20 protein-coding genes are annotated in these 24,996 nt (G+C 69.4%); 6 read left to right on the plus strand and 14 right to left on the minus strand.

The window, feature by feature from the left end:
- Positions 1 to 134: 134 nt before the first annotated feature.
- Positions 135 to 1,196, minus strand: coding sequence for a patatin-like phospholipase family protein (locus RIE08_08835; GenBank protein MEQ8717702.1), 1,062 nt, complete (start codon positions 1,194 to 1,196; stop codon positions 135 to 137).
- Between the two features lie 160 nt (positions 1,197 to 1,356).
- Between RIE08_08835 and RIE08_08840 the strand changes: the two genes are divergently transcribed.
- The gene (locus RIE08_08840; GenBank protein ID MEQ8717703.1) at positions 1,357 to 1,686 is read left to right on the plus strand and encodes a hypothetical protein; all 330 of its coding nucleotides are present in this window, start codon (positions 1,357 to 1,359) and stop codon (positions 1,684 to 1,686) included.
- Positions 1,687 to 1,709: 23 nt separating this feature from the next.
- Here RIE08_08840 and RIE08_08845 read toward each other — a convergent pair whose 3' ends face one another.
- From RIE08_08845 to RIE08_08890, 10 genes are all read right to left on the minus strand, one after another.
- On the minus strand, positions 1,710 to 3,113 hold the full coding sequence (locus RIE08_08845) for an ADP-ribosylglycohydrolase family protein (GenBank protein MEQ8717704.1): 1,404 nt from the start codon (positions 3,111 to 3,113) through the stop codon (positions 1,710 to 1,712).
- Between the two features lie 96 nt (positions 3,114 to 3,209).
- Positions 3,210 to 4,589 carry a hypothetical protein gene (locus RIE08_08850; protein ID MEQ8717705.1) on the minus strand — a complete coding sequence of 460 codons (1,380 nt, stop codon included), beginning with the start codon at positions 4,587 to 4,589 and terminating at the stop codon, positions 3,210 to 3,212.
- A 243-nt stretch (positions 4,590 to 4,832) separates the two neighbouring features.
- Complete coding sequence (locus tag RIE08_08855) at positions 4,833 to 7,418, minus strand: SEC-C metal-binding domain-containing protein (protein ID MEQ8717706.1); 2,586 nt, start codon at positions 7,416 to 7,418, stop codon at positions 4,833 to 4,835.
- A gap of 271 nt (positions 7,419 to 7,689) precedes the next feature.
- A complete protein-coding gene (locus RIE08_08860) occupies positions 7,690 to 8,826 on the minus strand; it encodes a Fic family protein (GenBank protein MEQ8717707.1) in 1,137 nt (378 codons plus the stop codon).
- A gap of 126 nt (positions 8,827 to 8,952) precedes the next feature.
- On the minus strand, positions 8,953 to 9,870 hold the full coding sequence (locus RIE08_08865) for a hypothetical protein (protein MEQ8717708.1): 918 nt from the start codon (positions 9,868 to 9,870) through the stop codon (positions 8,953 to 8,955).
- 50 nt (positions 9,871 to 9,920) lie between these two features.
- A complete protein-coding gene (locus RIE08_08870; protein MEQ8717709.1) occupies positions 9,921 to 10,376 on the minus strand; it encodes a hypothetical protein in 456 nt (151 codons plus the stop codon).
- A gap of 39 nt (positions 10,377 to 10,415) precedes the next feature.
- Positions 10,416 to 10,724: a hypothetical protein gene (locus tag RIE08_08875; protein ID MEQ8717710.1), complete on the minus strand. Its 309-nt coding sequence runs from the start codon at positions 10,722 to 10,724 to the stop codon at positions 10,416 to 10,418.
- 103 nt (positions 10,725 to 10,827) lie between these two features.
- On the minus strand, positions 10,828 to 13,668 hold the full coding sequence (locus RIE08_08880; GenBank protein ID MEQ8717711.1) for an SMC family ATPase: 2,841 nt from the start codon (positions 13,666 to 13,668) through the stop codon (positions 10,828 to 10,830).
- A 17-nt stretch (positions 13,669 to 13,685) separates the two neighbouring features.
- The gene (locus RIE08_08885) at positions 13,686 to 14,870 is read right to left on the minus strand and encodes an exonuclease SbcCD subunit D (protein MEQ8717712.1); all 1,185 of its coding nucleotides are present in this window, start codon (positions 14,868 to 14,870) and stop codon (positions 13,686 to 13,688) included.
- A gap of 6 nt (positions 14,871 to 14,876) precedes the next feature.
- Positions 14,877 to 16,637 (minus strand): ATP-binding protein, encoded by a 1,761-nt coding sequence (locus tag RIE08_08890; protein ID MEQ8717713.1) that lies wholly within the window; start codon positions 16,635 to 16,637, stop codon positions 14,877 to 14,879.
- Between the two features lie 152 nt (positions 16,638 to 16,789).
- On the opposite strand from RIE08_08890, the gene RIE08_08895 reads away from it, so the two are divergent.
- Positions 16,790 to 18,070 carry a Fic family protein gene (locus RIE08_08895; protein ID MEQ8717714.1) on the plus strand — a complete coding sequence of 427 codons (1,281 nt, stop codon included), beginning with the start codon at positions 16,790 to 16,792 and terminating at the stop codon, positions 18,068 to 18,070.
- A 646-nt stretch (positions 18,071 to 18,716) separates the two neighbouring features.
- Entirely contained in the window at positions 18,717 to 19,766 is a 1,050-nt protein-coding gene (locus tag RIE08_08900) for a hypothetical protein (GenBank protein ID MEQ8717715.1), read from the plus strand.
- 19 nt (positions 19,767 to 19,785) lie between these two features.
- On the opposite strand, the gene RIE08_08905 is transcribed toward RIE08_08900, so the two are convergent.
- Positions 19,786 to 20,073 (minus strand): dual specificity protein phosphatase family protein, encoded by a 288-nt coding sequence (locus tag RIE08_08905; GenBank protein MEQ8717716.1) that lies wholly within the window; start codon positions 20,071 to 20,073, stop codon positions 19,786 to 19,788.
- A gap of 63 nt (positions 20,074 to 20,136) precedes the next feature.
- Between RIE08_08905 and RIE08_08910 the strand changes: the two genes are divergently transcribed.
- Complete coding sequence (locus tag RIE08_08910; protein ID MEQ8717717.1) at positions 20,137 to 20,946, plus strand: histidine phosphatase family protein; 810 nt, start codon at positions 20,137 to 20,139, stop codon at positions 20,944 to 20,946.
- Between the two features lie 72 nt (positions 20,947 to 21,018).
- Complete coding sequence (locus RIE08_08915; protein MEQ8717718.1) at positions 21,019 to 22,116, plus strand: hypothetical protein; 1,098 nt, start codon at positions 21,019 to 21,021, stop codon at positions 22,114 to 22,116.
- Here RIE08_08915 and RIE08_08920 read toward each other — a convergent pair whose 3' ends face one another.
- On the minus strand, positions 22,117 to 23,094 hold the full coding sequence (locus RIE08_08920; GenBank protein MEQ8717719.1) for a metallophosphoesterase: 978 nt from the start codon (positions 23,092 to 23,094) through the stop codon (positions 22,117 to 22,119). It lies immediately after the preceding gene.
- Positions 23,091 to 23,768, minus strand: a complete 678-nt coding sequence (locus RIE08_08925; GenBank protein MEQ8717720.1) for a hypothetical protein — start codon at positions 23,766 to 23,768, stop codon at positions 23,091 to 23,093. Before RIE08_08925 ends, RIE08_08920 begins: the two co-directional genes overlap by 4 nt.
- A 183-nt stretch (positions 23,769 to 23,951) precedes the next feature.
- On the opposite strand from RIE08_08925, the gene RIE08_08930 reads away from it, so the two are divergent.
- Positions 23,952 to 24,626: a MarR family winged helix-turn-helix transcriptional regulator gene (locus RIE08_08930; protein MEQ8717721.1), complete on the plus strand. Its 675-nt coding sequence runs from the start codon at positions 23,952 to 23,954 to the stop codon at positions 24,624 to 24,626.
- Positions 24,627 to 24,996 lie beyond the last annotated feature (370 nt).

A 24,996-nucleotide genomic window follows, 5' to 3' on the forward strand; every position in this document is an offset into this window, starting at 1 on the left:
ATCGACGAGTGGACCTCACACTGGAACGAGGACCCGCGACCGTTCGTGTGGACCAAGCCGGCCAACGACATCATCACCAAAGTCCGACGAGGCCGCGCCGCCCTGACCCACCAGACCAATTCCGCGACGGACCACTAGCAGCCATCGTCGTCTTCGGGCAGGACCGGTCCGGGGCTCTCGTCGAACAGCGATGAGGGCCGCCACGAGGAACGCTCGCCCAGGTCGTCGAAGTGCTGGCCCAACCAGTGCTCCGCTGCCCGCCGGCCGATGTCGTGGAGGTACCGCAGGAACGCCCACTCGGAGTTGAGCTTGCTGGACACGCTCAACTCCAGCATCTTCTCGTCGCACTGGACCATGTGCAGGCGCCGATCGCGGTACGCCTGGAACTCGGGCCCCTGGTCGACCATCCGCCGCAGCAGCGACACGGCCCGCAGCTCCTTGATCAGGCTGGCGTTGAAGGTGATCTCGTTGAGCCGGTTGGTGATCTCGTAGGCCGTCCGGGGGACCTCGGACCGGGTGATCGGGTTGATCTGGACGATGACGATGTCGAGGGCCTCTGTCTCGTCGATGAGAGGGAAGATCGGCGGATTGCCCGTGTAGCCGCCGTCCCAGTACGCCTCGCCGTCGATCTCGACCGCCTGGAACAGGAACGGCAGACACGCCGACGCCATGGTGGTGTCGACCGAGAGTGACGGTTGGCGGAACACCTTGGGACGCCCGGTCCGCACGTTGGTGGCGGACAGGAACAGCCTCGGCCGCGTGGCCCGGTTCACGACGTCGAAGTCGAACGACTCGGCGACGACGTCGCGCAGGGGGTTGATGTTCAACGGGTTGAGCTCGTAGGGCGAGAACGTCCGGGTGAGGCTCTCGAAGAGATGGAAGCCGGGCGAGAGGTCCAGGCTCCAACGCCCCGTGAGAACGTCGAAGATCGACCGCTGGACCGGGCTCACCCGTCCGAGGTCGCTCACCTTCTTCCAGAAGGCCGAGAGGAGCTCCTGGGCCTCTCGCCGTCCGCCTGCCGCGAGGCCCTGGGCCAGGGCGACCGCGTTCATCGCCCCTGCGCTGGTCCCGCTGATCCCGTCGATCTCGATGCGCTCGTCGTCGAGGAGGCGGTCCAGCACGCCCCAGGTGAAGGCGCCGTGAGCGCCGCCGCCCTGGAGTGCGAGATCGATCCTCTTGACGCCGCTGTCCTTCACCGTTCGCCTCCGTCCAGAGCGCCCCGTCGGCTCCCAGCGTCGACGATACGGGCCTTCACGATGCGGGTGTGCCTCACATGGGTCGTCGCGACCCTGTCACGGCGAGGCCGTACAGGAGGGCGGTAGGTTCGCGACGCGACTGTGGTCGAACGGAGGTCCCATGGCGGAACCGGATGAGATGCTCGAGGCGGGTTCCGGAACGCCCGCCGGTGACCTCCCGTGGCCGACCGGCGAGGACCGTGTTCTCTACTCCCCGGGTGATCCGTGTCCACGGTGCGGGTCCGACCGGGTCGTCGAGGTGGTCTACGGGATGCCCGGTCCCGATGTGGCCGAGGCATCCAGGCGGGGCGAGGTGGCGCTCGGCGGGTGCTGTATCGGCTTCGACGACCCGACACATCGCTGCCTCGACTGCGAGGCGGACCTGTGGGACCGACCCGACCGCATGGCTGACATCACGCCCACGCCGTCCGCAGAGGACCTCCGACCCTGATCCCGACGATCAGGCTCTGAGGTTCAGGACCGGGCCGACAGGAACCCGCTGAAGCTGGCGTTCCACTCCCCCAGGTGGGGCCAGCGCTCGCGCAGGTGGTCGGTGGCGGTGGCTTCGTCCCAGCCGTTGGTCCCCATGAGCCAGGCGCGCAGCACGAGCCCGGTGCGGCTCGCCCCGCCGTGGCAGTGCACCACCACCTGACGGCCCTCGGCCCTGAACGCGTCGAGGGTTGCGACCGCGTCGGCGACGACGTGACCCAATCCGATGTTGTGGTCCCCCTCCTTGTCGATCAGGTAGACCGCGCGGCGTACGGGGTGGTGGGCGAATGTGTCGCCGACCCGGCACAGCGAGATGACGGCCCAGTCCTCTGGAACGGTCGCTGCTCCGGCCAGGTCTGCCGCGTGGATGCCGGGCGCGATCTCGGTCGGTCCGAGCGGTAGGCCCGGCTCCTGGGCCGGCACCGGGTCTGCTCCGATCAGCCGCAGCGTGAGGTCCTGGAGGTCGGCGAGGCGCCAGGTCCGCGGACCGTCGGGGGTGCTCACGTGGCCGTGGAGGTAGGTGGTCCACCGGCTCGGGATGGACTGGATGCCGTAGATGGCCCCGGCGAGACCGCCGGTGACGGCGGCGACGGTGTCGGTGTCGTCACCGAGGTCGATGGCGGCGGTTACCGCCTCCGCGAACGTGCTGCTGCCACGCACCGCCCACACAGCGGACGCCAGGCAGCCCCAGACACTGCCGTTGCCGACCTCGGCCGACTCCGGCTGCCACGACGGGGCGAGCATCCGCCGGTAGCGGTCCTGGTCGGCGGGGAGCATCTTGAGGCCCTCGGCGAGCGCGGCCTCGTGGTCCTCGCCGCGCACCGCGGCGCCGACCATCAGGTGGAAGAGCGCGGTCCCCCAGCCGGCCGCCGGGTCGCCGTGGGTGACCGCCGAGGTGGCGCGGGCGGCGTCGACGGTTTCGGCGATGGTGGCCGTGGCGTAGTGGACCGCCGTCGGCGTGGACCGCATCAGCGATCCGTTGCCCGCTGCGCCGCGGGGGTTGCGTTCGTAGTGGGCCGCCGCGGCCGTCTCCCACCCGGCGGCGGAGTTCAGGACGCTTCGGGTCTGAACGCCCACATCGGACGCATCGCGTGCCCATGTGCCGAACCGTTCGAACAGGTCCGCCCCGTCGACACCGCCGCGGTCGAGCAGGGACTCGGCCTGGACGACGGCCATCTGCGTGTCATCGGTGAACTCACCGGGCGCCCACGAGTAGCCCCCGCCGCCGACCATCTCGCCGATTCCGCCGAGCACGGGTTGGGGGAAGCGGCGCGAGTACTCCCCCGCCGGGCCGAACTCGAAGGGCGCGCCGAGCGCGTCACCCACCGCCGATCCGATGACCGCCCCCAACGCCCGCTGGCGCGCCGCCCTGTCTCGACTGATGTCCATACGAAAAAGGTAGGCGGCGCCTGTGACACGCGTACCGGGGGCGCCCCCCGTGAGGAGCGCCCCCGCAATCATCGGCTCGGGATCCCCGGCGAGCGGTCAGCCCACGCGGGTCCAGGTGCCGCAGCGGCTGGATTCGAAGCCGACGTCGCCGGCTGCGATCGTGACCACGGCGGGCCCGTCGCCGATGTTGTTGGTGATGATGTCGTCGAAGTCACCCGAGAAGCCCGAGAGCCGAGCCCAGTAGCAGCTCTCGCCGCCGTTGGTCCGCCAGGTTCCCGGTGTCATCTGCCGGCCGACGATCCAGATGCCCTCGCCGATCGCGGGGTTGGCGGGCGCCTGGGAGACGGGGCGCCACGTTCCGCAGCGGCTGGTCTCGAAGCCGACGTCGCCCCCGGCGATGGCGACCACACGCTGGCCGCTGCCGAAGTCGTTGGCGATGATGTCGTCGAAGTCACCCGAGAAGCCCGACAGCCGAGCCCAATAGCAGCCGTCGGTGCCCGTGGCGAAGTAGGTGCCGGGGGTGACGTCGACGCCGACCGAGAAGGTGCCGGATCCGCCGATGGTGGGTCCGGTGGCGGGCGGTGCGGGAGCGGGCGAGGGGCTCGGAGCGGGCGCCGGGGCGGGGCCGGGTGCAGCCGGCGAACCGCCGGATGCGACGACGACGTCCGCGCAGCCGAGAAGCGGGTTGTTCCCGTCCTGACCACCGGTGGCGTCGAGGCCGAGGATGAACACGCACATCTCACGCAACCCGGGCGATGCCGGCACCGTCCAACCGAACCCGTGGTTGCCGGACACGCCCAGCGCGGCGTTCACGTCGGGGCGGGCGCCGGCGGCGGTGCGACCGTCGGCGTAGGCACCGTCCACGTAGACGTGGACGGCCACGCTCTTAGCGGGGGCGTCACGATCCAGAGCCCAACCTGCGATGGCGACACCGCCGTTGACGCCGTCGGCGCGGTCGAGCCAACCCTGCGGTGAGTTCGTGCCCGGCGGCGCGGTTGGGCTGGGGGGCGCCGACGGGGACGGGGCCGACGGGGCCGCTCCCCCGCCGAGATTCGCGCAACCCAGCAGCGGGTTGTCGCCGTTCTCGTTGCCGGCGGCGTCGAGTCCGAGCGCGAACACGCACACCTCACGGGCGCCGGGTCCGGCCGGGACGATCCAGCCGAAGCCGTGGTTGCCGGACACGCCGCGTGCGGCGTTCACGTCGGGCCGGGCACCGCTCGCCGCTCGACCGGCGGCGTAGGCGCCGTCCACGTAGACGTGGACGTTCACGCTCTCGGCCGGGGCGTCACGGTCCAGGGCCCAACCTGCGATGGCGACTCCGCCGCCGACGGCCTCGGCCCTGTCGAGCCAACCCTCCGGTGAGACGCCGGACTGCGCCGACGCGGGGGACGACCCCAGTGCGAGGACGCCCGCCAGGACGGCAAGGGTCGCCAGGGTCGCCAGGACCCGGGAATGGATACGTCTGCTCGTGCTCATCTGCGCCTCCGGATGTCGACGGTGCCGACATGTGCTCGGTGTCTTCTGCTTCGGAGACCCGGTAGGGGGCGGCTGTGACATCGGTCCGACGCACGGGCACGCGGCCGAGCACGATGATCGCTGAGCCGGTCGATGTCCTGGACCTGTGTCGGCGCCAACGTCGTAGCGAATCGCAGCTGGAGCCGGCGGTAGCTGCCGCACGGCGCGGGCGCCGCGAGCACCGTCGGCGCCGCGGCAGGCGCGTCAGGACCCGACGTCGATGCCGAGCAGCGCCTCAATGCGGTCGGCCGACATGGCGACGCCCCCGGCGCCTTGCGCTCTCTCTCGGCGCCTCATGTCGCGCAACAGCGCGAACAGGTCTTCGCGCCGGGTCGGGTCGTCGAGGGCTTCTCGGGGCGTCGATCCGCCTAGCGCGGGGATGGGCTCGTCGACCCAGCGTCGTTCGTGGTCCTCGATGTAGGCGAGCAGCGCTTCGCGGATCTCCGGTGGGGCGTCCTCGGGCGCGATCAGACCCGACGGCGCTCCGTCGGCACCCGACGCATCACCAGTCCCTTCGGCCGCTCCGTCGGCTCGACGTCGGGCAACCGCCTCCATCGCCGGCTGGCGCTCGTCGTCGACGACCCACGCGTCGAGGATCTCCTCGAACATCGAGACGAGCCGGTCCTGGCGTTCCTCGGAGTTGGACTCCACCACGAGCGACGTGCCGTCGAGACGGATCGTCCCGCCGATGACCGTCTCGCCTCCGACGTCCACGGACTCGTGCCAGGTGGTCTCCTCCCCGTCGCGGGTGAACAGCGCGTCGAAGGCGAGCGCGACCGCCCCGGGTTCCTCGTCGGTCTCGAGCTCCGTGCGGCACAGCACCATGTCGTGCCCCTCACGGTTGGTGAGCGTGGGCAGTCTGTACAGCGATCCGTACCACTCCGCGAAGGTTGCGGCGTCAGGCGTCGCCTCGAGCAGGGCGAGGACCCGCTCACGCTCACCGAGGGGCACGATGATCGGCACGCCCGCCATCACCGAGTCGTCGCCGACGTGGACGACCCGGAGCATCACCAGCTCGCCGGCCTCGCGGCCTTCGGTGCCGGACCGCTCGGCGACGTCGACAGTCTCGCCGGTGGCGGTGTCACGCAGGACGAGGGCTTCGCCGGGGCGCACCTCGGTGATCTCCCACAGCCTGCGCGGCTCGTCGAGGATCGAGACCACGAGCCGCCGTTCGTCGTCGGGCAACAGGTCACCTCGTTCGGCGAGGTAGGCCAGCGCGAGGCCGCCCTCGTGGACGGCCACGTCGATGACGAACCCGTCGTCGCGGAACCGGTCGAGTCCGTCGAGGGCGACGTCACCTGAGGCGCCGACGGCGGTCACAGCGAGCGTGAAGACCCCCACCTCGTGGTCGGGGTGGGTGGCGAACCGCACGATGCGGCCCTGGACGAAGGGCATCCGGTCCAGCAGCGACGGCGCGCCGCCCCTTCCGCAGCACTGCTTGAACTTGCGGCCCGACCCGCACGGGCACGGCTCGTTGCGACCCGCCCGTGGTCGAAGGCCGGCGCGGCGGTCGCGTTCGCCCGCGAGCCAGTCGACCCGCGCCTCGTCGTCGTCATCGCGCACCGCCAGCGCGTGGGCCCGCGAGATGTCGCCCCGGTCGGCGGCGAGCTCGGCGAGCTCGCCGGCGGCCACGGCGCATGCGGGGTCTTTGCCGAGCGCGCGGCCGAAGGCCGCCTCGGCGTCGAGCGCGTTTCCGGTCCACCGGTGTGCGAGACCGGCGAGAGCATGAGCGTTGGCGCTGTTGCGGCCCCCGGCGGCCGCGATGGTGTCGGCGAACTCGACGATGGCCGGGGCGTACCCCCGCTGGAGGTTGACGAAAGCCCGCGCCACGTCGCCGTGGCCGAGATCTCGCGCCACCGCCGCCAGGTCGACATCGCCGCCTTCGCCCTCGCGGAACTGCAGTTCCTCGAACGCGGCCCGGACCCGTTCGAGGGCGCGCGTGCAGCAGGTGTCGAACCCGTAGGAGGACATCGTGTAGGCCTCGTTGAGGTCGCGTCGCTCCTGAACCGTCGACCAGAGCTCGTCAGCCCATCCCCACTCGTGGCCACGGCGTTCGAGGCCGGCAGCCTCGAGGAGCTCGCCGACGGGCGGTACCGGCTGGGAGAAGAGCAGCTCGTCGTGCGCGATCGCCTCCATCACGATCGGCGTCTCCTCGCTGCCGCGCCCGTCGCCGACCCAACCCGTGGCGTACTCGCGCAACGCGTCCACCTCGGCGGCGCCGTCGCCGAGGGCTTCCACTGGGTACACGTCGACGTCGATGTCGACCCGGTCGAAGGCGATCAGGTCGCCGGGTTCGAACCCGTCGAGCCATCCGGGGGGTCCCCACACGACGGTCGGGCCCCACGGTCGGTCGGGGTCGGTCGACTCGGCCGGGCCGGTTCGCAGCCTCCCCCCGCCGCGCAACCGGAGCTCGTCGTAGGCGTTCCATTCGAGCACGGCGAGGTTGGGGCTCTCGACGACCTCGCCCGACGCGATCTCCTCGGCGCTCAGGCGGTGGGTGAAGACGACGCCCTCGGCGAGACGGGCGGTGATCGACACGACCATGTCGTCGTCGCGCACCCACGTGTCGTCGCTGGTCGTGACGATCTCGTCGACGAGGTCCCACGCACCGTCGACGTCCGCATCGTGGTCGCCCGTAGGCGTGTAGAGCCCCGAGTCGACGAGCTGTTCGGCCAGATCACCCGCGTCCCGGGGCCCGACCTCGAGCCATGACATGACCGCATCACGGACGCGCTCGAAGGTCTCGTCGCCGATCTCCCCGTCGGGGTTCCCAGCAGTGTCATCAGCCATGGGACGGACGCTAGTCCGACCCGGTGACAGGGCGGACCGCCGTGAGCTGTGCGCGCGGCTGACGCGGGTGGCAGACAGATCCTCGGCACGGCGACGACGATCAGGTGGACGTGTGTTCGGCGGCTCAGCGCTCTGCATGAGCCCGGCCGTGGGTGGGTGCGAGGCGAGGGTCTCGGCGATGAACGGTTCCTCTCGGGCGAGCAGGTGGTTGTGGGCTGCCTGCGCGGTCTTGGGGGCGTCGTGACCGTGCGCCCGTGGCTCAGCCGCAGGCTCACTCGCCGTCGAACGCTATTCGCGCCTCCGGGTCCAACACGTGGAAGACGTCTCCTGCCACCCACCGCTTAGAGCGCCCAGGGAGTCCCTGAGCCTCGCTGACGATCCCTTCCGCCTCGAGACGCCGGACGTGGTTGAGCGCGCTCTGGAGCGTGACTCCGAGCTCCTCGGCGATCCTCGTAGTCACGAGGACGGGGTTGCGAAATACAAGGTCGACGACCTCGATGGCCCGCGATCGATCACCTGTGAGTCGGCCCCTGAAGTCTTCGCGAAGGTCGGCCAACGCCTCGGCCCTCTTCACCGCATCCGTTGCCTGCTCGGCGACCCCGACCAGGAAGAAGACAAGCCACTCCTCGAGTTCGCCACGCTCCCGCACCGCCTGTAGCCGGTCGTAGTAGTCACCACGGCGGCGCTCGAAGTAGGCACTCAGATAGAGCAGGGGTTGTGGGAGCAGTCCGTGCTCGACGAGCAGGAACGCGATGAGCAGTCTGCCCAACCGTCCGTTGCCGTCGAGGAACGGGTGGATCGTCTCGAACTGGTAGTGGACGAGTGCGATCTGGATGAGTGGCGGAACCTGCGCTTCGGCGTGCAGGTACTGCTCGAGTTCGTCGAAGCACCTGATCATGACGTCGACCGGGGGAGGGACGAAGACGGCCGTGTCGGGCCGGTTGTCGGGTGAACCGATCCAGTTCTGGGATCGCCGTATCTCACCCGGTCGACGTTCGCGGCCACGGACGTCATCGAGCAGTATCGAATGCACTTCGCACAGGAGCCGCTTCGAGACGGGTAGCGAGGCGATCCGCGAGAGGCCGTGCTCCAAGGCGCGAATGTAGTTGGTGACCTCGCGTACCGGTCCTTCGGCAGTCGCCCGCGCCTGCGCGTCGAAGACATCCGAGAGCGAGGCCTGGGTTCCCTCGATCCGACTGCTCGCGAGGGCCTCACGTGTCACGTAGGGCTGAAGGAGAAGATGCGGGTTGGGCAGGAGCCGGCCGGCTCCCGCGAGTCGTCCAAGAGCCCGGTCGGCTTCCGACAGAAGCATCACAGTCCGGGGCTGGAGCGGGAGTGACCGAGGTACAGGTTCAGGGTGGTACGCCCAGTAGCCGTGGTGCCCCGGCGTCTTGACCGGCCTGCCCATCTGCGGAGCTACAAAGGTATTTGGGTCCACCGGGACAACCTACAACGATTTCGCTAAAACTTTGATGCTTGGCCGCGAAGCCCCAAAGCGCTTTGGAGCTTGCTCCCACTGCGGTGAGACCGCTGTTCACGACGCCGCGGCGAGCCGTAGCGATCTCTCGAGCAGCAGTGCGTCACCGAGGCGGTGACGGAGGCGGTGTTCGAGCCCGGCGATCGGGTAGAGGTTCTGGGGCGCCCGGGACTCCTTGTGCGCCTCGGACGCGAACCGGGGCAGCGCCGCCGACACGACCTCGGCCCGCTCGACCGCATCGGCCACCGTCCCCACGCCGGGCAACTCCAACCGCACGATTCCCGACAACGGCTGGTTCCTCGGACCGGGCAGGCGCAGATACCAGCTGTAGCGGGTGAAACCCCGGCCGCTCACGAGGAACAGGGGCGTGCGTTGGCCGTCGTCGAGCGCTGCGAGGATCGGCGCGACCGGTTCGGGCAGGTACTGGACGTGTTGGGTCTTGACGTAGCCGACGCCGTGAGGGTCGTTGCGGCCCCGCAGTGGCCCGTCGAACACGACGAGTTCGCAGTCGTGGCCGGCCGAAACCCCGAGCTCCAGCGACGTCATGCGTTCGTGGATGGCCAGGTAGGAGGCCTCAGGCGTCTCATCGGCAGTCGGGGCGAACGCATAGGTTGCGTGGCGGGTGACGACGGGCCCCGCCCCTGACGTCGCCGCGGCGAACAGCCCCCGCCCCACCTCGACAGCCGTCACCTCAGCCGTGGCGCCCCGGCACGTCACCGCGCCGGCCGCGTAGGAGGCGCACACCCCGGCGTGGGAGCCGTCGTCGTGGTGGATCCACACCCGGGCGTCGATGCGGCGCACCCCGTCGATGAACATGATCGAGTCGGGCACCGACTCCGGCGACGGCACGATCGGCGCCCAGTCCCCGACGTCACGCTCGAGCTCCACCTCGACGCGTTCGGACACGTCCTCGAGCTGGTCGGCGTCCGCGCCGATCCCGTACTCGGGCGCCCACGTCTCGACGCTGAAGCGCATCAGCGTCTCCGGTCCGGCTGGTTCATCGAGCGGGCGGTCACGGCATCGCGTCAGCGGACCCGGCTTGCCAGGTCCCCCAGCGCCGTCGTGAAGGACTCGATGTTCGAACGGTCGGTGATCGCTGCGACGTGTCGGAGCCACTGCTCCCCCAACATGAACAGCAGCCACCGTCGGTCGGGGCCGACCTCGCGCTGGTCCCACCACTCGAGACGGATCGAATCGATCGGCGCTTCCACCACGAGCTTCTTCGGCCTGACGCCGATCACCCCACCGACGCCGGCGAACATCAGCCGGAGGTCGGTCACGATCACGATCATCTGCGTGTAACCCTGGCCGACCTGGGCGGCTGGGTCGAGACCACGCTGGTCGATGTACTCGTCGAGAGCGCGACTGGAGTGGCTCGAACCCGCGCTCGGGTAGCCGAGGATCGCCCAGTCGGTCAGGGACTCGCCGTCGCCGGTGACCCCGCCCAGCCAGTCGACGACACGGGATTCGGTCTTACTCATCGCTGAGGGCACCGGCCCACGTCGCACGTCGTCACGGGCTCAAAAACCTGCTTCACACGCACCGCGCGCATTGATCACCTGCCTGGCGACGCCCTCTGTGGCGAGGACCTCTTCGCCGTCGCCAACCGCCTCGAAGAAGTCGAAGAGCTCATTGGCTGTCACGTTCTCGAGCTTCGCGGCGACGCACTCGGCGTCCTCCTGCGGGGCGCCCAGGTCGACCATCACCGCGGTCAGCGCGTCGACGGAGGTGCTCTCGCCGTCGGCCGGCCCGTCGTCGCCACCCCCGCACCCGACCACCAGGGTCAGGGCCATGGCGGCGGCACACACGGTCAGAATTGCTCGCTTCAACGGAGATTCCTCCTCGGGACGGACCCGATGGTCGTCGTACGCCGCACACGATCCCACGCGGACCCCCCTGCCCGGCGGATCGTGCAGGCACCTGAACACTCCCTCACAGCACCACCCGTTCCACGGTGGACGCGCCGCCGCTCTTGGTCACCTCGAGGCGCACGGGCATCCGGTCGGCGAGCTCGCGGATGTGGGTGATGATCCCGACGAGGCGGCCGCTCGCGCCGAGGTCCTCGATGGCGGTGGCGACCGTGTCGAGCGTGTGGGCGTCGAGGGTGCCGAAGCCCTCGTCGAGGAAGATCGATTCGATCTGAGGCGCACCCTCGGGGGCCAACTCGGCGGTGGCGTCCGCGAGGGCCAGGGCGAGCGACAGCGACGCCAGGAACGTCTCGCCGCCCGACAGCGTCCGGGCCGAGCGGATCTCGTCCGCGTTGGCGTGGTCACGCACGACGAAGTTCGCGTCGTCCAACTCGAGCGAGTACTGGCCGCCGGACAGTTCGAACAGCCGCACGGTGGCCCGGCTGACGAGGTGCTCGAGCGCCTCGCGCATCAACCACCGTTCGAATCCGTCGGCCCGCAGCAACCGCCCGAGCGCCTCGGCGACCTGCCCGCGTTCGGTGAGGTCGTCGATCATCTCCTGCCGTTCGGCGAGGCGGTCACAGCGTTCGTCGAAGGACCGCAGACCGGCGCGCGTTTCGGCGACGGCGGCGGTGATCCGGTCGGCGATGTCGCTGAGGGGTGGCGCCTCGTCGGCCAGGTCCACGACCTCACGGACGCGGGCCACGAGCGCCGCTGTGCGGGTGTCGGCGGCTTCGACGGTCCCGGTCCGGGTGCGGTGCGCCTCCTCCCGGCGGGTCGTGGCCGCGGACCGTTCACCGGCTGCCCAGGTGGCGAGGGTCGCCCAGTCGGCGGCGACCTGTTCGCCGCCGAGCGCAGGCGGTTCGAGCGCGGCGACACGGTCACGGGCGGCCTGCAGCTCCGTGCGGGCTGTCGCGGCCGCGACCCGGGCGACCCCCAGCGCACCAACGGCCTCCTCGGCGGCCGTCTCGGCCTTCACGACCTCGTCGACCGCGGCCTTCGCCAAGGCCCGGAGCCGCTCGGCTTCGGCCGCTGCCCGCTGCAACGCCTCGACGTCGGGCACCCCGTCGAGTCGCCCGGCGAGGGCCTCGACGCGTTCACGCGTGGACGTCTCGGACTGCTCCACACGGATCCGAGTCGCCTTGGCTTCGTCCTCGGCCGAGAGGACGGCACGCACGTCGTCGCTACGGCGGTGCTCGTCGGCAGCGAGCCGGGCCCGCATCACCTCGGCGCGTGCGGCGGCGACCGCGGCGTCGGCCGCTTCGGTCTCGCTACGGCGACGGGCGATCTCGTCACCGGCGGGGACGGCCCCGACCCGCTCCGCGAGCCCCCGCAGCTCGTCGGCCGCGGCGTCACGGCGGGCCTCGGCCCGGTCGGCGTCACGCTTGGCCGCGTCACGGGCGGCGAGTACCTCGTCGCGTGACGCTCGTGCCTGCGTCTCGCGCTCGGCGGCTGCCTGCAGGTCGTCACCCAGGCGGTGTTCGGGCAGGGTCTGCACCGTCTGGTGACACAGCGGGCACTGCTCCCCCACGGCGAGCAGGTCGGCGTGTGCGGCGACGCCCTCCTCGCGGCGCAGACGCGCCAGCTCCCCCGACGCCGCCTCGAGCGCGGCTTCGGCATCGGTCACCGCGTTCTCGAGCGGTACGAGCGCGGCGGCCGCGTCGGCGTGGGCGGCCCCGGTGGACCTCTCCGCTTCGACAGCGGCGGCGTGGCGTTCCCACAGTTCGGCCCAGGCGTCGAGCTGTTCACTGCTCGTGACGGTCCCGGCTGTGGCCAGCGCGTCCTCCTCGACGGCCTGCGCGGCCGCGACGGCGTCGTCGCGGCGTTCCTGCTCGAGTCGCACTGCGTCCGCGGCTGCGACCGCTTCGTCCTCCGCCGTCCGGGCAACCTGGAGCTGCCCGCTCAGCTCGGCGAGCTTGCCGGACGCTTCGACGTGGTCGGCCCGCAGCCGCAGCTGGGCGGTGACCTCGGCGAGGTCGGGGCCCGCAGCGACGGCTTCGTCGGCGGTGCGGCGGGCATCTCGTGCGGCCTTCACGACCTCCGAGGCCGTCTCCGCCGCGTCCCGTGCCCGCCCGAGCCGCGCGTCGATCTCGGCGACGCCGTCGGGCACGTCGACGCCGCGCAGCTTCTCGAGCCGGGCGTCGAGCTCCGCTATCTCCGCCCCGAGCCTCTCGGCCGCAGCACGGGCCTGTTCGATCTCGACCCGCTGCGCGATGAACTCACCCTGCACCGTCTCCAGCGCCTCGATCCGCCCGGCGATCCCGGCCCGCTTCTCGTCGGTGAGCTCCTCGGCGTCGGTGGCCAGGTCCGCCTTCAGTACGACGGCCTGGTCCCGACACGTGGTGGCGATGGACCGGGCCTCGCCGCCGAGGCGGCGGTAGAGCTCGAGGCCGAGGAGGTTGCGCAGGGTGGCCTGGCGGTCCTTGGGGGTGTCGTGGAGGAAGTCGGCGAAGCGGCCCTGGGGCAGGACGACGGTGCGGTTGAACTGGTCGGCGTCGAGGCCGAGCAGCTCCTCGACGGCGGCGGTCATGGACCGGGCGTCGTCCGCGAGGATCCGCTCTCCCTGCTCGAGGCGGGCCTCACGAGTCGTCGCCCCCTTCGCCGTGCGCCGGACGACCCGCACGGCGGTGTGGGGCCGTCCGCCGATCTCGAAGTCGAACGCCACCCGGGCCTCTTGGGAGGTCTGGTTGATGACGGGGGCGACGGCGCGATTGTCCTGGTAGCGGGCGACCGAGCCGTAGAGGGCGAAGGTGAGCGCGTCGATGATCGTGGACTTGCCCGAGCCGGTGTCGCCGACGAGGGCGACGAGGTCGATGTCGGTGAAGTCGATGTCGGTCGGCTCTCGGAACGGACCGAACCCCTTCATCCGGATCCGCAGCGGCCTCACGGCGCCGCCTCGCCGGCACCGGCGCCCGAACCCGCCCCGGTCTCGTGGGCGTCGTCGAGCAGTTCGTCGAACAGCGCCGGGATCCGTTCGTCGGCGACGCCTTCGAGGGCGAGGTACTCGTCGAAGAGCTCCCGGGGCGAGCGGCTGCGCATGTCGACGCTGCGGCGGGTACGAGGGGCAGCGGTCGATTCGACCCGCACGTCCACCACACCCTCGCCGAGCATCTCGCGGACGTCGGCGGCGAGCCCGGCCCGACCGGCTTCGCGCACCACCACCCGCAGGAACGCGTCGTCGGGCACCTCGGCGGCTCGGAGCTGTTCGAGGCTGCCGGTGAGGGTGCGCAGCGGTCGGCCGGAGGTGAGCGGTACGGGCCGGACATCGGCGGGAGCGCCGGGTTCGAGGGTGACGACGTTGACCTGTTTGGCCTGGTCGGCTTCGCCGAAGTCGAGTTGCAGCGGGGAGCCGCAGTAGTGCAGCGGCGCGCCGGCGGGGATCTTCTGGGGCCGGTGGAGATGCCCGAGCGCGCCGTAGCTGATGGTGGCGGGGAACGACTGGGCGGTGACCGCGTACTCCTCGACCAGGTGCGCGGCCCGTTCACCGCCACCGCTCTGGGCCCCGAGGACGAAGGCGTGGGCCGCGAGGACGTTGACGGTGTCGGCCCGGAAGGACCCGGCGAGGACGTCGATGAGCATCCGCAGCCGGGCGCTGTACTCCTGGGCGTGGACGAAGGCGTCGCCGTCGATGAGGTGTTCGGCCCGCACGATCCCCCGCTTGGACACGAACGGCAGAGTCGCGATGAGGACCTCCGCCCCGTCTCGGGCCGTGAGCGAGATGACGCCACCCGCGTCGGGGCGGGTCGGTTCGGCGACGAGGTGGACGCGGCCGAGCTCGAGGATGGGGGCGACGGCACGCAGGCGTCGGGCGTTGTCGTGGTTGCCGGCGATGACGACGACATCTGCCTCGGTGGCGGCGAGATCGAGCAGGGCCCGGTAGACGATCTCCTCGGACTCCGGCGACGGCGACGCGGTGTCGAAGAGGTCTCCGGCCACGACGATCACGTCCACGTTCTCGTCCCGGGCTACCCGGGCGATCTCGGCGAGCACGGCGCGGTGTTCGTCCGCGCGCGAGATGCCGCGGATGGCCTTGCCGACGTGCCAGTCGGATGTGTGGAGCAGCTTCACCGTCGCTCAGGTGAGCCCGTCGAAGGGGTCGGCGGGCGCGCCGCCGTCGCCACCGGAGCCATCCCCCGCAGCCCCAGCCCCGTCGGAGCCGCCACGGCGGCCACCGCCGGAGAGGTCCGCTTCGGCGGAGCGGGTGGCCCAGGCGGGGAACGGGAACTCCAACAGCAGCGGCACCGGCAGGCGGGGCTGGGAGACGAACATCGTCCCGGGCTTCAAGATGGTGGCCCGCTGGCGTTGCGCGGCCGGCAGGAACCCGTACTGGTCCCGGCCGGCTTCGGCCGAGTCGAGGCGCCCGACGACACGGATGGCGGAGTTGGCGACGACGCGCCGCTCCACCTCGCTGGCGGTCTGTTGGGCGCCGATGAGGATCATGCCGAGGCTGCGGCCGCGCTCGGCGACGTCGAGGAGGATCTCCTTGATGGGGCTCGAGGAGTCCCGGGGCGCGTACTTGTTGAGCTCGTCGAGGACGACGAACTGGAGCGGCTCGGCGGTGCCGGAGGCCTCCTTCGCGTCGAAGGCCTGACGCAGGACAACACCGACGACGAAGCGCTTGGCCCGGTCGTGGAGCAGGTGCAGGTCTATGACGGTGACCTGTTGCGCGTCGAGGTCCACGGCGTGGGTGGCGGCGTCGGCGAGGTCGGCCCGCACGAGGTGACCGACGTGGCGACTGGCCGACGCGAGGCGGCGGACGAACGCGTTGATGGTGCCGGCGCCGATGGCACGGCCGCTCCAGCGGGGGTCGGTCGTGTCGTCGGGATCGTCGGGGATGAGCTTGGATTCGATGATGGCGACGAGCTGGTCGAAGGTGCGGGCGGTCTGGCCTTCGATGCGGACGGCGCCGTCGGAGGTGTCGTTGTCCCGGGCGCATTCAGCGAGGCGGGCGGCGACGGACTGCACGACGATCGTGTAGTGCTGGCGTTCGTCCTCGGCATCGGCGAAGAGGTAGGGCAACAGGCCCTGTTCGCAGAACTGGGCGATGGTCCAGTAGAGGGGGCGCACGCCGTGTTGGCGGGCGCCGGTGGCGGGGGTGCCGTTGGGGTCGCCTTTGCGGGGCGGGGCGAGGATGCGCACCGAGTTGAACGGCGCGGCGGCGAGGCCGAGCTGCGCGTAGCGGGCCCGCTGGTCGTCGTCGAGGCGGGTGTTGGCGTGGTCGAGGAACAACAGGTCCTCGCCCTTGACGTTGAAGATGAGGCCCTTCGTGTTGGCCGACGCGGCGCCGAGGACCCCGGAGTTGAACAGCGAGTAGAGAAGGAAGGTCGCGTAGCTGGTCTTGGTGGCGACGCCGGAGATACCCGAGATGTTGACGTGGGCGCCCTTGGTGCCGTCGATGAAGTCCAGGTCCAGGTTGACGGGTTCGCCGTCGCGGGACAGGCCGGCGGGGAGGCGCCGCTCCACGTCGGTGAGATCGAGGGCCTCGTCGCGTTCGGCGTCCACGGCGCGGCGCACCGCCGTGCCGGGCAGCGGCGGGACGAACGTCTCGGGGACCACGCGGGTGACCTGCACGAGGGCGGACTCGGCGACCTCGGCGGGCAGCACACCGCGGGCGACGAGGAAGACGTCGGTGTCGAAACGGGCGCCCTCGTGGCGGGCACGCACCTGGCCGACGATCCCGTAGATCGACACCTGCTCGCCGTTGGGCAGCGTCCGGTCCAGCGCCACGACGTCGTCGAGTTGGAGGTGGTGGCCCGGCTCGACCGCCACCCAGAACTCGAGCGGCGTCGAGTCCTCGGTGCCGAGCACCCGCCCGACGTTCGGCTGTTCAGACATCGGACGCCCCGGGCCGCTCTTGCACGCTCATCTGAAGCATTCCGCCATTGGTAGCAGGCGGCTGTGACGTGAGACCCGATCAGCTCCAAAGGTCCGTTGGCATCAACCCACTCTAAGTTACAGTTAGGCAGCAACCGATACTTAGAGGAGTCATGGCCTCACACTTGCGGAAGCGCCGGGAGGCGAACTTCCAGGGGATGAGTCGCCGCGATCGCCGCGGCTGCGATTACGACGCGTACCTCCCCGACCCGCTTGTCGGCTGGGACCCGTCGATCCCCGCCGACGTCGCCGCGGACATCGCCGACGCCGAAGCGGCCGTCCGTGCACTGAACGACGCCGGCACGACGCATGTGAGCCTCGAGGGTCTGGCCCGGTTTCTGCTCCGCGCCGAGTCTGTCGGTTCTTCCAAGATCGAAGGGCTGGAAGCCGCGGCCCACCGACTCGCCCGAGCCGAGGCCGCGATCGCGCTCGGCGGGGACGCCGACGATCGCGTCGCAGTCGAGGTGATCGGCAACATCGCCGCGATGGAGTCCGCAGTCGGACTTGCGGCGAGCACCGACCGGTTCGAACTCGACGATCTGCTGTCGGTCCACCGCACGCTCATGGACAACTCCCCCACCCCCGTGGTCGGCGGTGTCGTCCGACAAGAGCAGAACTGGATCGGCGGAAGCTCGTTCAACCCGTGCAGCGCAGCCTTCGTCCCACCACCTCCTGAGCACCTCCCAGACCTGCTGGCTGACCTGCTCGACTACGTCAACGGCGACGCCCACTCCCCCCTGGTGCAGGCCGCCATCGCCCACGCCCAGTTCGAAACCCTTCATCCTTTCGCCGACGGAAACGGGCGCACCGGCAGAGCGTTGATCCATGTCGTGCTGCGCCGGCGGGGCCTCGCCCCGTCCTTCGTGCCACCGATCAGCCTCGTGCTGGCCACCTGGTCCGACGACTACGTCGACGGATTGACGACGTTCCGCCACCTCGGCGAACCCGACAGCGCCGAGCGCTCCACCGCTGCGGTCGAGTGGCTTCGAATGTTCGCCACCGCCACCAGTCGCTCCTGTCGAGACGCCGAGGCATACAGCGACGACATCGACGAGATCACCGCGACCTGGCGCTCGAAGCTCGGCCGCGTCCGCGCCAACTCGAGCACCGAGTTGCTGCTGGGAGTCCTACCGGGGGCCCCGATCGTCACAGTCGGCTCAGCCAGCAAGCTGATCGGACGATCCAAGGCGCGCACGACTGACGCCGTCAACACCCTCGCCCGAGCAGGAGTGCTGCGACAGCGCAACGTCGGCCGGCAGCGGTATCGGGTCTTCGAGGCAACCGAAGTGCTCGATCTGTTCACCGGCCTCGAGCGGGCGCTTGCCAGCCCGACGGGCGACACGAGCAGTGACCGACCCGTCAGGCTCGTGCCCCAGCGACCCGAGAGGGACTGAGGACCGCCGGGCTCGACGCGAGGCGACGTCGATGCGGGGGCCTTCGACGAGGCGGGCACGATTGGAACAGGGTCACGTCTCGAGGAGGACCCGGCGGTCGTCGAACACGGCAGTGATCTCGACCTCGCCGCCGAGTTGGCGGACGATCGATTGGAGCATCTCGATCGAGAGGCCGATCTCGCCATGTTCGATCTGAGAGATCGCCGACTGCGACTTGCCGATCAGAAGCAGTCGCCGTCGGTTCCCAACACGACGAGGGGCCGCCCGACAGCATCCTGCTCAACTGCGCGCCGACCCGGTCTCGCACGCGCGAGAAACCTGCGAAGCCACTCCGCCACGGGTGTCACGCCAGGCCGATACAGGAGGGTGACGTGCCTCATCAGTTCCAGACCAGACGAGCCCTCGTGGCCGACCGCGACAACACCGAGACGGCGGTGCAGGTTCTTGAACAAGGGCTCGATGATGGTCGGAATGTCCGACGTCTCGGAAGGTGTCAGAGGTCCCTCGCCGGCGGTTTGGCACCCGTGAGACCTTTGGATGCTCACCGTGTTCACCGGGCGCCTCGAACCGCCATCGCGTGTCACGGTGTGGCGATATAGATCACTGGAAGACAACGGAGACGACGGCGGAGGGAAGGAATCGCGCTATGGCAGCGCTCGAAGATCTGACAGAACGGCTGGCGAAGGCTCTGGCGCGGTTGCCCGCCGAGTCACTCTTCACCATCTACTGCGAGCGGCCGGACGCCCACTCCTCCGACGAACAAACGGAACGGCACTTCCAATTCGCCCGGTACGACGGCGGCGATATCCGCGCCGAGACCATCGGGCCGGGGTATCTCGGCGACGGCGACGACTACACCGACGACGACCTGGCGACTCTCAGCAGGCTCGGCTGGATGGACCCCGACGGGGGCGGCAACTTCTGGCGTCGGTGGGAATCGTCGGTCCCATGCGACGGCCTGGCGGCGATGGTGCTGGCAACGGCCGAACAGGTCCACGGCGTCGCCGACCTGAGTCAACTCGCCTTCGGCGGGCCACCCGGCGTTCTCGACGCTCTCGGCGCGACTAGAAGGCCTTCCCAGGCCGCTAAAGGGGCCGAGCCGTCGAAGACGGAGACCCCGAGCCCGGAGGCCGCTGCGACGACACCATCGCCGGCTCCGGCGCAAAGCGCGGAGCCCGACCGAGTCGAGCCCAACGGGTGGTATGTCCACTCCAGTTTCGGCTCGGTCCTACGGACGTTCGGCAGCCCCATCGACCGGATCGAGGTGTTCCGGCGCGGTTCCTGGGTCCCGTGGAGCGGCGACTACTGGAAGTTCATGCAGAGCATGGACTACGACTCGATCTCCGAGGAGAAGGCTCGGGAGATGACCGGGGAGGGCAACAGCGACGACCGCGCCATGACCCCTGAGGACTACCTCAACGCGAGGACCGAGGACGATCTCTCCATCGAACTCGAACGGGGCATCATCACCGTCGAACAGGTCGTGGAAGAACTACGCACGTCGAACGATCTCTACGTCTACCCCGCCGCGGAGTACGACCCGGAGACCGCCACGATGGACGACGTCGAGAACGCGGCGAGCGGGTCGACCCTGCAGTCCGATCTGTTCAGCGCGGGGGCGACCGAGGAGCAGCGCGACGAGGTGGGACGCAACATCGTGCGACTCCGAAAGCTCGGCAAGATCATCAGACTCTGACGAATCAGGGTCTGAGGACTCAGGACCAGGACGCCAGGAACTCGCTGAACCCGTCGTTCCATTCCGCCAAGTGCGGCCACCGTTCGCGCAGGTACTCGGTGGCCGTGGCGACGTCCCACCCGTTGGTCCGCATCAGCCAGGCGCGCAGCACGAGCCCTGTGCGGCTCGCCCCGCCGTGGCAGTGCACGACGACCTGACGGTCCTCGGTCCGGAATGCCTCGATGGTCGCGACGACGTCGGCGACCACGTGATCGAGGCCGATGTTCTGGTCGCCGTCCTGATCGATGAGGAAGACCTCGCGGCGCACGGGGCGCCGACTGTGACATGTGCTCACGGGATCCGGAGTCGCTGAGAGTGCAAGAATCCCGAGATGCAGAAGCCGCAGACCGAAGGCATGCCCGAAGACCTGGTCCTCGTCCGCCACGGCCACTCAGAGGGCAACCGTGCGCTCGATGCGGCGAAGGGTGGAGACACCAGTCTCATGACCCCCGAGTTCCGGCGCAGGTCGACCGCAGAGTGGCGTCTCACCAACAAGGGGCGCACCCAGGCCGCCGCAGCGGGCGATTGGCTGAAGAACAACGGCCTCGAGCACTTCGACCGGTACTACTGCTCCACCTTCGCCAGGACAAGGGAGACAGCGGCGCTGCTCGGTCTCGCCGAAGCCCGCTGGCAACTCGAGCCGCTCGTGCGTGAGCGAGACTGGGGTCTGTGGGAGGGCCGCTCCAGGGACCTCACCACCGAGATGTTCCCCATTTCGTCAGAGCAGAAGCGACGCAACGCGTTCCTCTGGCGGCCCGAGTGCGGCGAAAGCATCCCCGACCTCGACCTCCGAGCTCGGGAGATGTTCGCCACCTTCGCCCGGGAACTGGCCGGAGGCAGAGTCATCTGCATCACGCACGAGGACGTCATGTGGGCGATGCGGTTCCGGCTGGAGAAGATGAAGGTGAAGGAGTGGATCGACCACGACGACAAGATTCCGAACTGCGGCATCCTGCACTACACGCGCCGCGCCGCGGACGGAACAGTCGGCCCGAAGTTCGAGCGGGTGCGGCTCGTCGACCCGACGGATCCGGAGACGTTCGAAGCCTGGCAGCCGATACAGCGGCCCCGCTTCTCGAACGAGGAGCTGATCGCTGACGTCAGGAAGATCGAGCCCCTCTGGACCGACAGCGCAAGCTGAGAGCGACGTAGCCCTTGGCAACCTCGGTCGCCGTGCCACACCTTCGCAAGCGAAAGGCAGAAACCGGTGGACTTGGATCGACTCGAGAGACTGTGCGCGAAGCTTCACGAGGAACCCTTCCTCCACCTCTCGCTTCACTCCAAGGAACTCTTCCATTCCAACTTCCTCGGCTGGCTCTGTGAGGCGTACCCAGGAGAGATGGCGGCCGAACTCGAACGATGGGTCCCCTGCCGTGACGGCAACGACACGAAGGTGCTTCGGGAGAAGGACCAGCTCGACCTCGCCGTTCAGCTGCCGGGACTCGCGCCGTTCATCGTCGAGAACAAGGTGTTCGCACCTCCCGACGAGATGCAGCTCGACAGGTACGCGGCTGGCAATCTGGCCGGGTTTCATGACCCGACGCTCATCCTGCTCAGCCTCACCGACCCAGGCTGGCGGGAGTACCACAGCTCGCCAAACGGACCCACCTGGCACTACCGGTCGTTCACGGACCTTGCGGACCTGATCCGCGCCGTAGCGGACCGGCTTCACGAAGGATCGGCGCCGAGCTACCAGCGAGATCTCGTCGACCACTACAGCGAGTTCCTCCGGATGCTGACGGAGCTGGTCGGCGTCGCAGGGCGGCTCAAGACCGACGATCCCATCAGCTTGCCCTCTGACGCCGCTGGGCTACTCCAAGAGATACGGCTGCACGACGGCATATCGAAACTTCGCGCACGATCTGCCATCGCGCTGGTGCAGGAGGCCGCCGAGGGTGCCAGGAACCCGGCGGTGGACTGGGAGGCGGGATTCACCAGGGGCAACCCTCTGCTGGCCGCGTTCGTGGAACTCGCCAACGGGGATCGTCTCGGCTGGCAATACCAGGCAGGACAGTGGCGGTTGGCAGTCATCTGCGGACGCGAGGAGCTCGTCGGCCGCACTGGGGATCAGGGCGATGCGCGGAAGAAGTACGTCCAGCGCAACTACGGGGACTGGTTCGATTTTGACCCGATCCCCGAACTCGTCGACCGACAGGTCAATGGCGTGCCGAAGCTCGAAACCGCCGGTGACTTCAACAGCTACAAGCCCGACTTCGTGTACCGCTACCGGAGGCTTCCAGACCTCACGACCACCGAGATCTGCAAGCTCTCGAACTACTACCTCGACAAGGCCCAGAGCTGGCCAAGCTGATCAGATAGGGCTCCTCGAACTCTCGAAGTTGTCCGAGTCGAGGTGGGTTTCGCCGCTCCACCGGTAGGCGACGAGTGCTTCGCCGTTACCTGCGGAGTAGTCGACGCAGGCCGTCTTCGGACTGGTGAGTTCGGGCACCCCGGTTTCCCAGTAGTGCCCGTAGATCACCGGAACTGCGTCGGTGTACGGGCGCATGGGGGGATCGATCGGATCGTCGGGCAGAGGCGGGTAGTCGCCCCCGTCGACAGTCTTGGTGCCGGAAGGGATGAGCGCGCCACGCCGGAGCGTGTCCGCGTCGGGACGCCACCACTGGAAGCGGGCGCGCTTTCGCTCCTTTCCGCCTTTGTCCTCGTAGGCGGGATCGATCGGGACCTCGGGCCCCTTGAGAAGATGCTCTATGGCACGCCATTCCGGGGTGCGTGATCCGTCATCCGCGCGGCCCTCGGTCGCCTTCACGACAAGCTCGGGAGTCAAGGTGTTGCCCGCTCCCAGGGTGGCGGAGTCGCGGAGCACGTCGATCGCATGCTGGTCCCAGGCCGCGTGGACGACACGCAGGCCATCGAGCTCGAGCCAAAGCGGCAGTGTCTGGAACCAGCCGATCCACTCGTCGTGTTCGGCGCTGGACAGACCCACCGCCGCCAGGAAGGCCTCGTGTTGATCGCGGTTCTTCTTGATGTGTGGCCGGCAGAACCCACCGCCCGGCCGGGGCGTGTGGAACGCGACAGCGTTGAACTCGTGGTTGCCGGCGATCGCGAGGGCGGCACCCGAGTCGACCATCGCACGCACGGTTTGGAGAACATCGATCTGATCGGTGCCACGGTCGATGAGGTCGCCGACGAAGATCGCCCGTCGGGTGGGGTGCGACCAGTGCCCGGCGTCATCCGTGTAGCCGAGCCGGGCCAACAGGGCGACGAGCTCGCCGTGGTGCCCGTGAATATCGCCGATGACGTCGAATCCGTCTGCTGCCGCCGCGTTCATGCGCTCGATTCTGACCCGAAAGGGCTCACTGGTGCCACCGCGCCTCGACTGGTCTCCTCTGGGGTCGGGTAGACGGCGATCAGGATCATCTCGCCGCAGTCCGGGCAGCTGACATCGAGGAGGTCGGTGTGCGGCTCCTCGTGGTCGCCGGCCCGGCCAGTCCAGCCACAGAGGGGACAGCTCACGGTGGCATCGGGGTCGTAGTCCGAGTACTCGACCCACGTCGGTCCCGAACGGTGATCCGGGTCTGTCTCGAAGCGTGCACCCACTGCGTCGAGAACCTCCGGCGGCCCATCGAAGCCGAGTTGGCCGGGGTGAATCGCACCGTGGACGCGCTCCAGGGTGGCCAGTGTCACCGATGCCACATCGTGGAAGTCGACCGGGACTTCCCAGTGGCGCCAGTAGTTGCCGCCTTCGTCGGGGTCCTGCCAGCCGAGTCCCCTCAGCACGGCAAGGTCGTCGGTGCTCAGCCCGTCGCCGGCGGTGAGGTACATGGGCCCGACGCTCTCGGCTCGGATGTTGCCGCCGAAGTGGGCGAACTGTACGAAGCGGTTCCGGCCCTCGTCGTCGACGTAGTTCTCCGAGCCTGGCCGAGAGATCGTCAGGTGCGTCTCGTCGGTCAACTGCCCGATGGCCGCTGCCAACCGTCCTGTCAGATCGTCCAGTCCTGCCATCGTCCGGCCCCTTTCATCCACCGCTTCGTATCGAACCAACCAGTGGCATGTACCGCCTCCCCGTGACAAGTGGCGATCACGGCAGAGGGCGATCGCGAGAAGGGCAGCCCATCCGTGCAGTTCAGGCCGCCTCAGCCCGCATGAACCACCCCGAGAATCACGCCGCGGGACTATCTTCTCCGCATGGCGGATGATCAGGCCGACTCACCGGCCCTGCTGTCGAATCACGCTCACGTGTTGCTGTCGATCGCGGCCGACCCCGAGATGCGGCTCCGCGACATCGCCGATGCGCTCGATGTCACCGAGCGCACGGTGGTCGGAATCGTCGGCGAACTCGAAGATGCCGGTTTCCTCACACGGCAGCGAGTCGGTAGGCGCAACCAGTACATCGTCCATCCGGAAGTAGCCCTGGTCGATCCACACCTGGGACACCATGTCGCCGGCGAACTGATCGGCGCGATGAGTCACCGGTCCGATACAGAACCGCCTCCCCGGCCACCGGTTCCGAGGCCCGGCCGGGTCAACCTCGACGTTGCCGACCCCGAGCGGTCGGCTGCCTTCTACGCAAGCTTCTTTGCCTTCGACGGCGACAGGAGAACCCTGCCCACCGGCGCCGTGGTCGTCACCAGCCAGGATGGCTTCGAACTCGCGTTGCGACCCGCGGGGCCATTTACGACACCCACGACCGGCGTCCAGCTCGGGTTGCCCTGCTCTTCACGCCGGGCAGCGGTGGATCTGATCGACTGGCTTCTCGGGGCCGGGGTCCCGGCGACGGACCGGCACGAATCCACAACCTCCGTGTCAGCGACGTTCACCGATCCCGACGGTCACGACGTCGGCGTGTACTGGCGCGAGTAGCTGAGGGCCCTGTCGCTGTCGGGTTCTGTGCGCATCGGCACCTAGGGCCTGAAATCGAGAGAGACCCCGTCGTGGTCGCTCATGCGAACGCCTCCTGCATCGTGCGGCGACGCGTCGACGGCCTCGACCGTCAGACCCCCGTGCGGAGGCTGGTTCATCGGCGTGAAGTGGGAGACGGACCAGTTCATGTCGATCTGCTCGCGCGGTTGGAGCTACGACGCCGAACTGAACTCGGTCGTCATGACACGGGGTGTCGGGACCTCTACGACGACCGCAATCGATCGCCCCAACACGAGGAAGCCACCACCCCCTCGGTCGGACTGGCCCGACCGCTCCAAGCTAGGCCCGGCCTGGCGTTGAGAACCTCGCT

The organism is Acidimicrobiales bacterium (genome assembly GCA_040219085.1).
Classification (GTDB): domain Bacteria; phylum Actinomycetota; class Acidimicrobiia; order Acidimicrobiales; family JAVJTC01; genus JAVJTC01.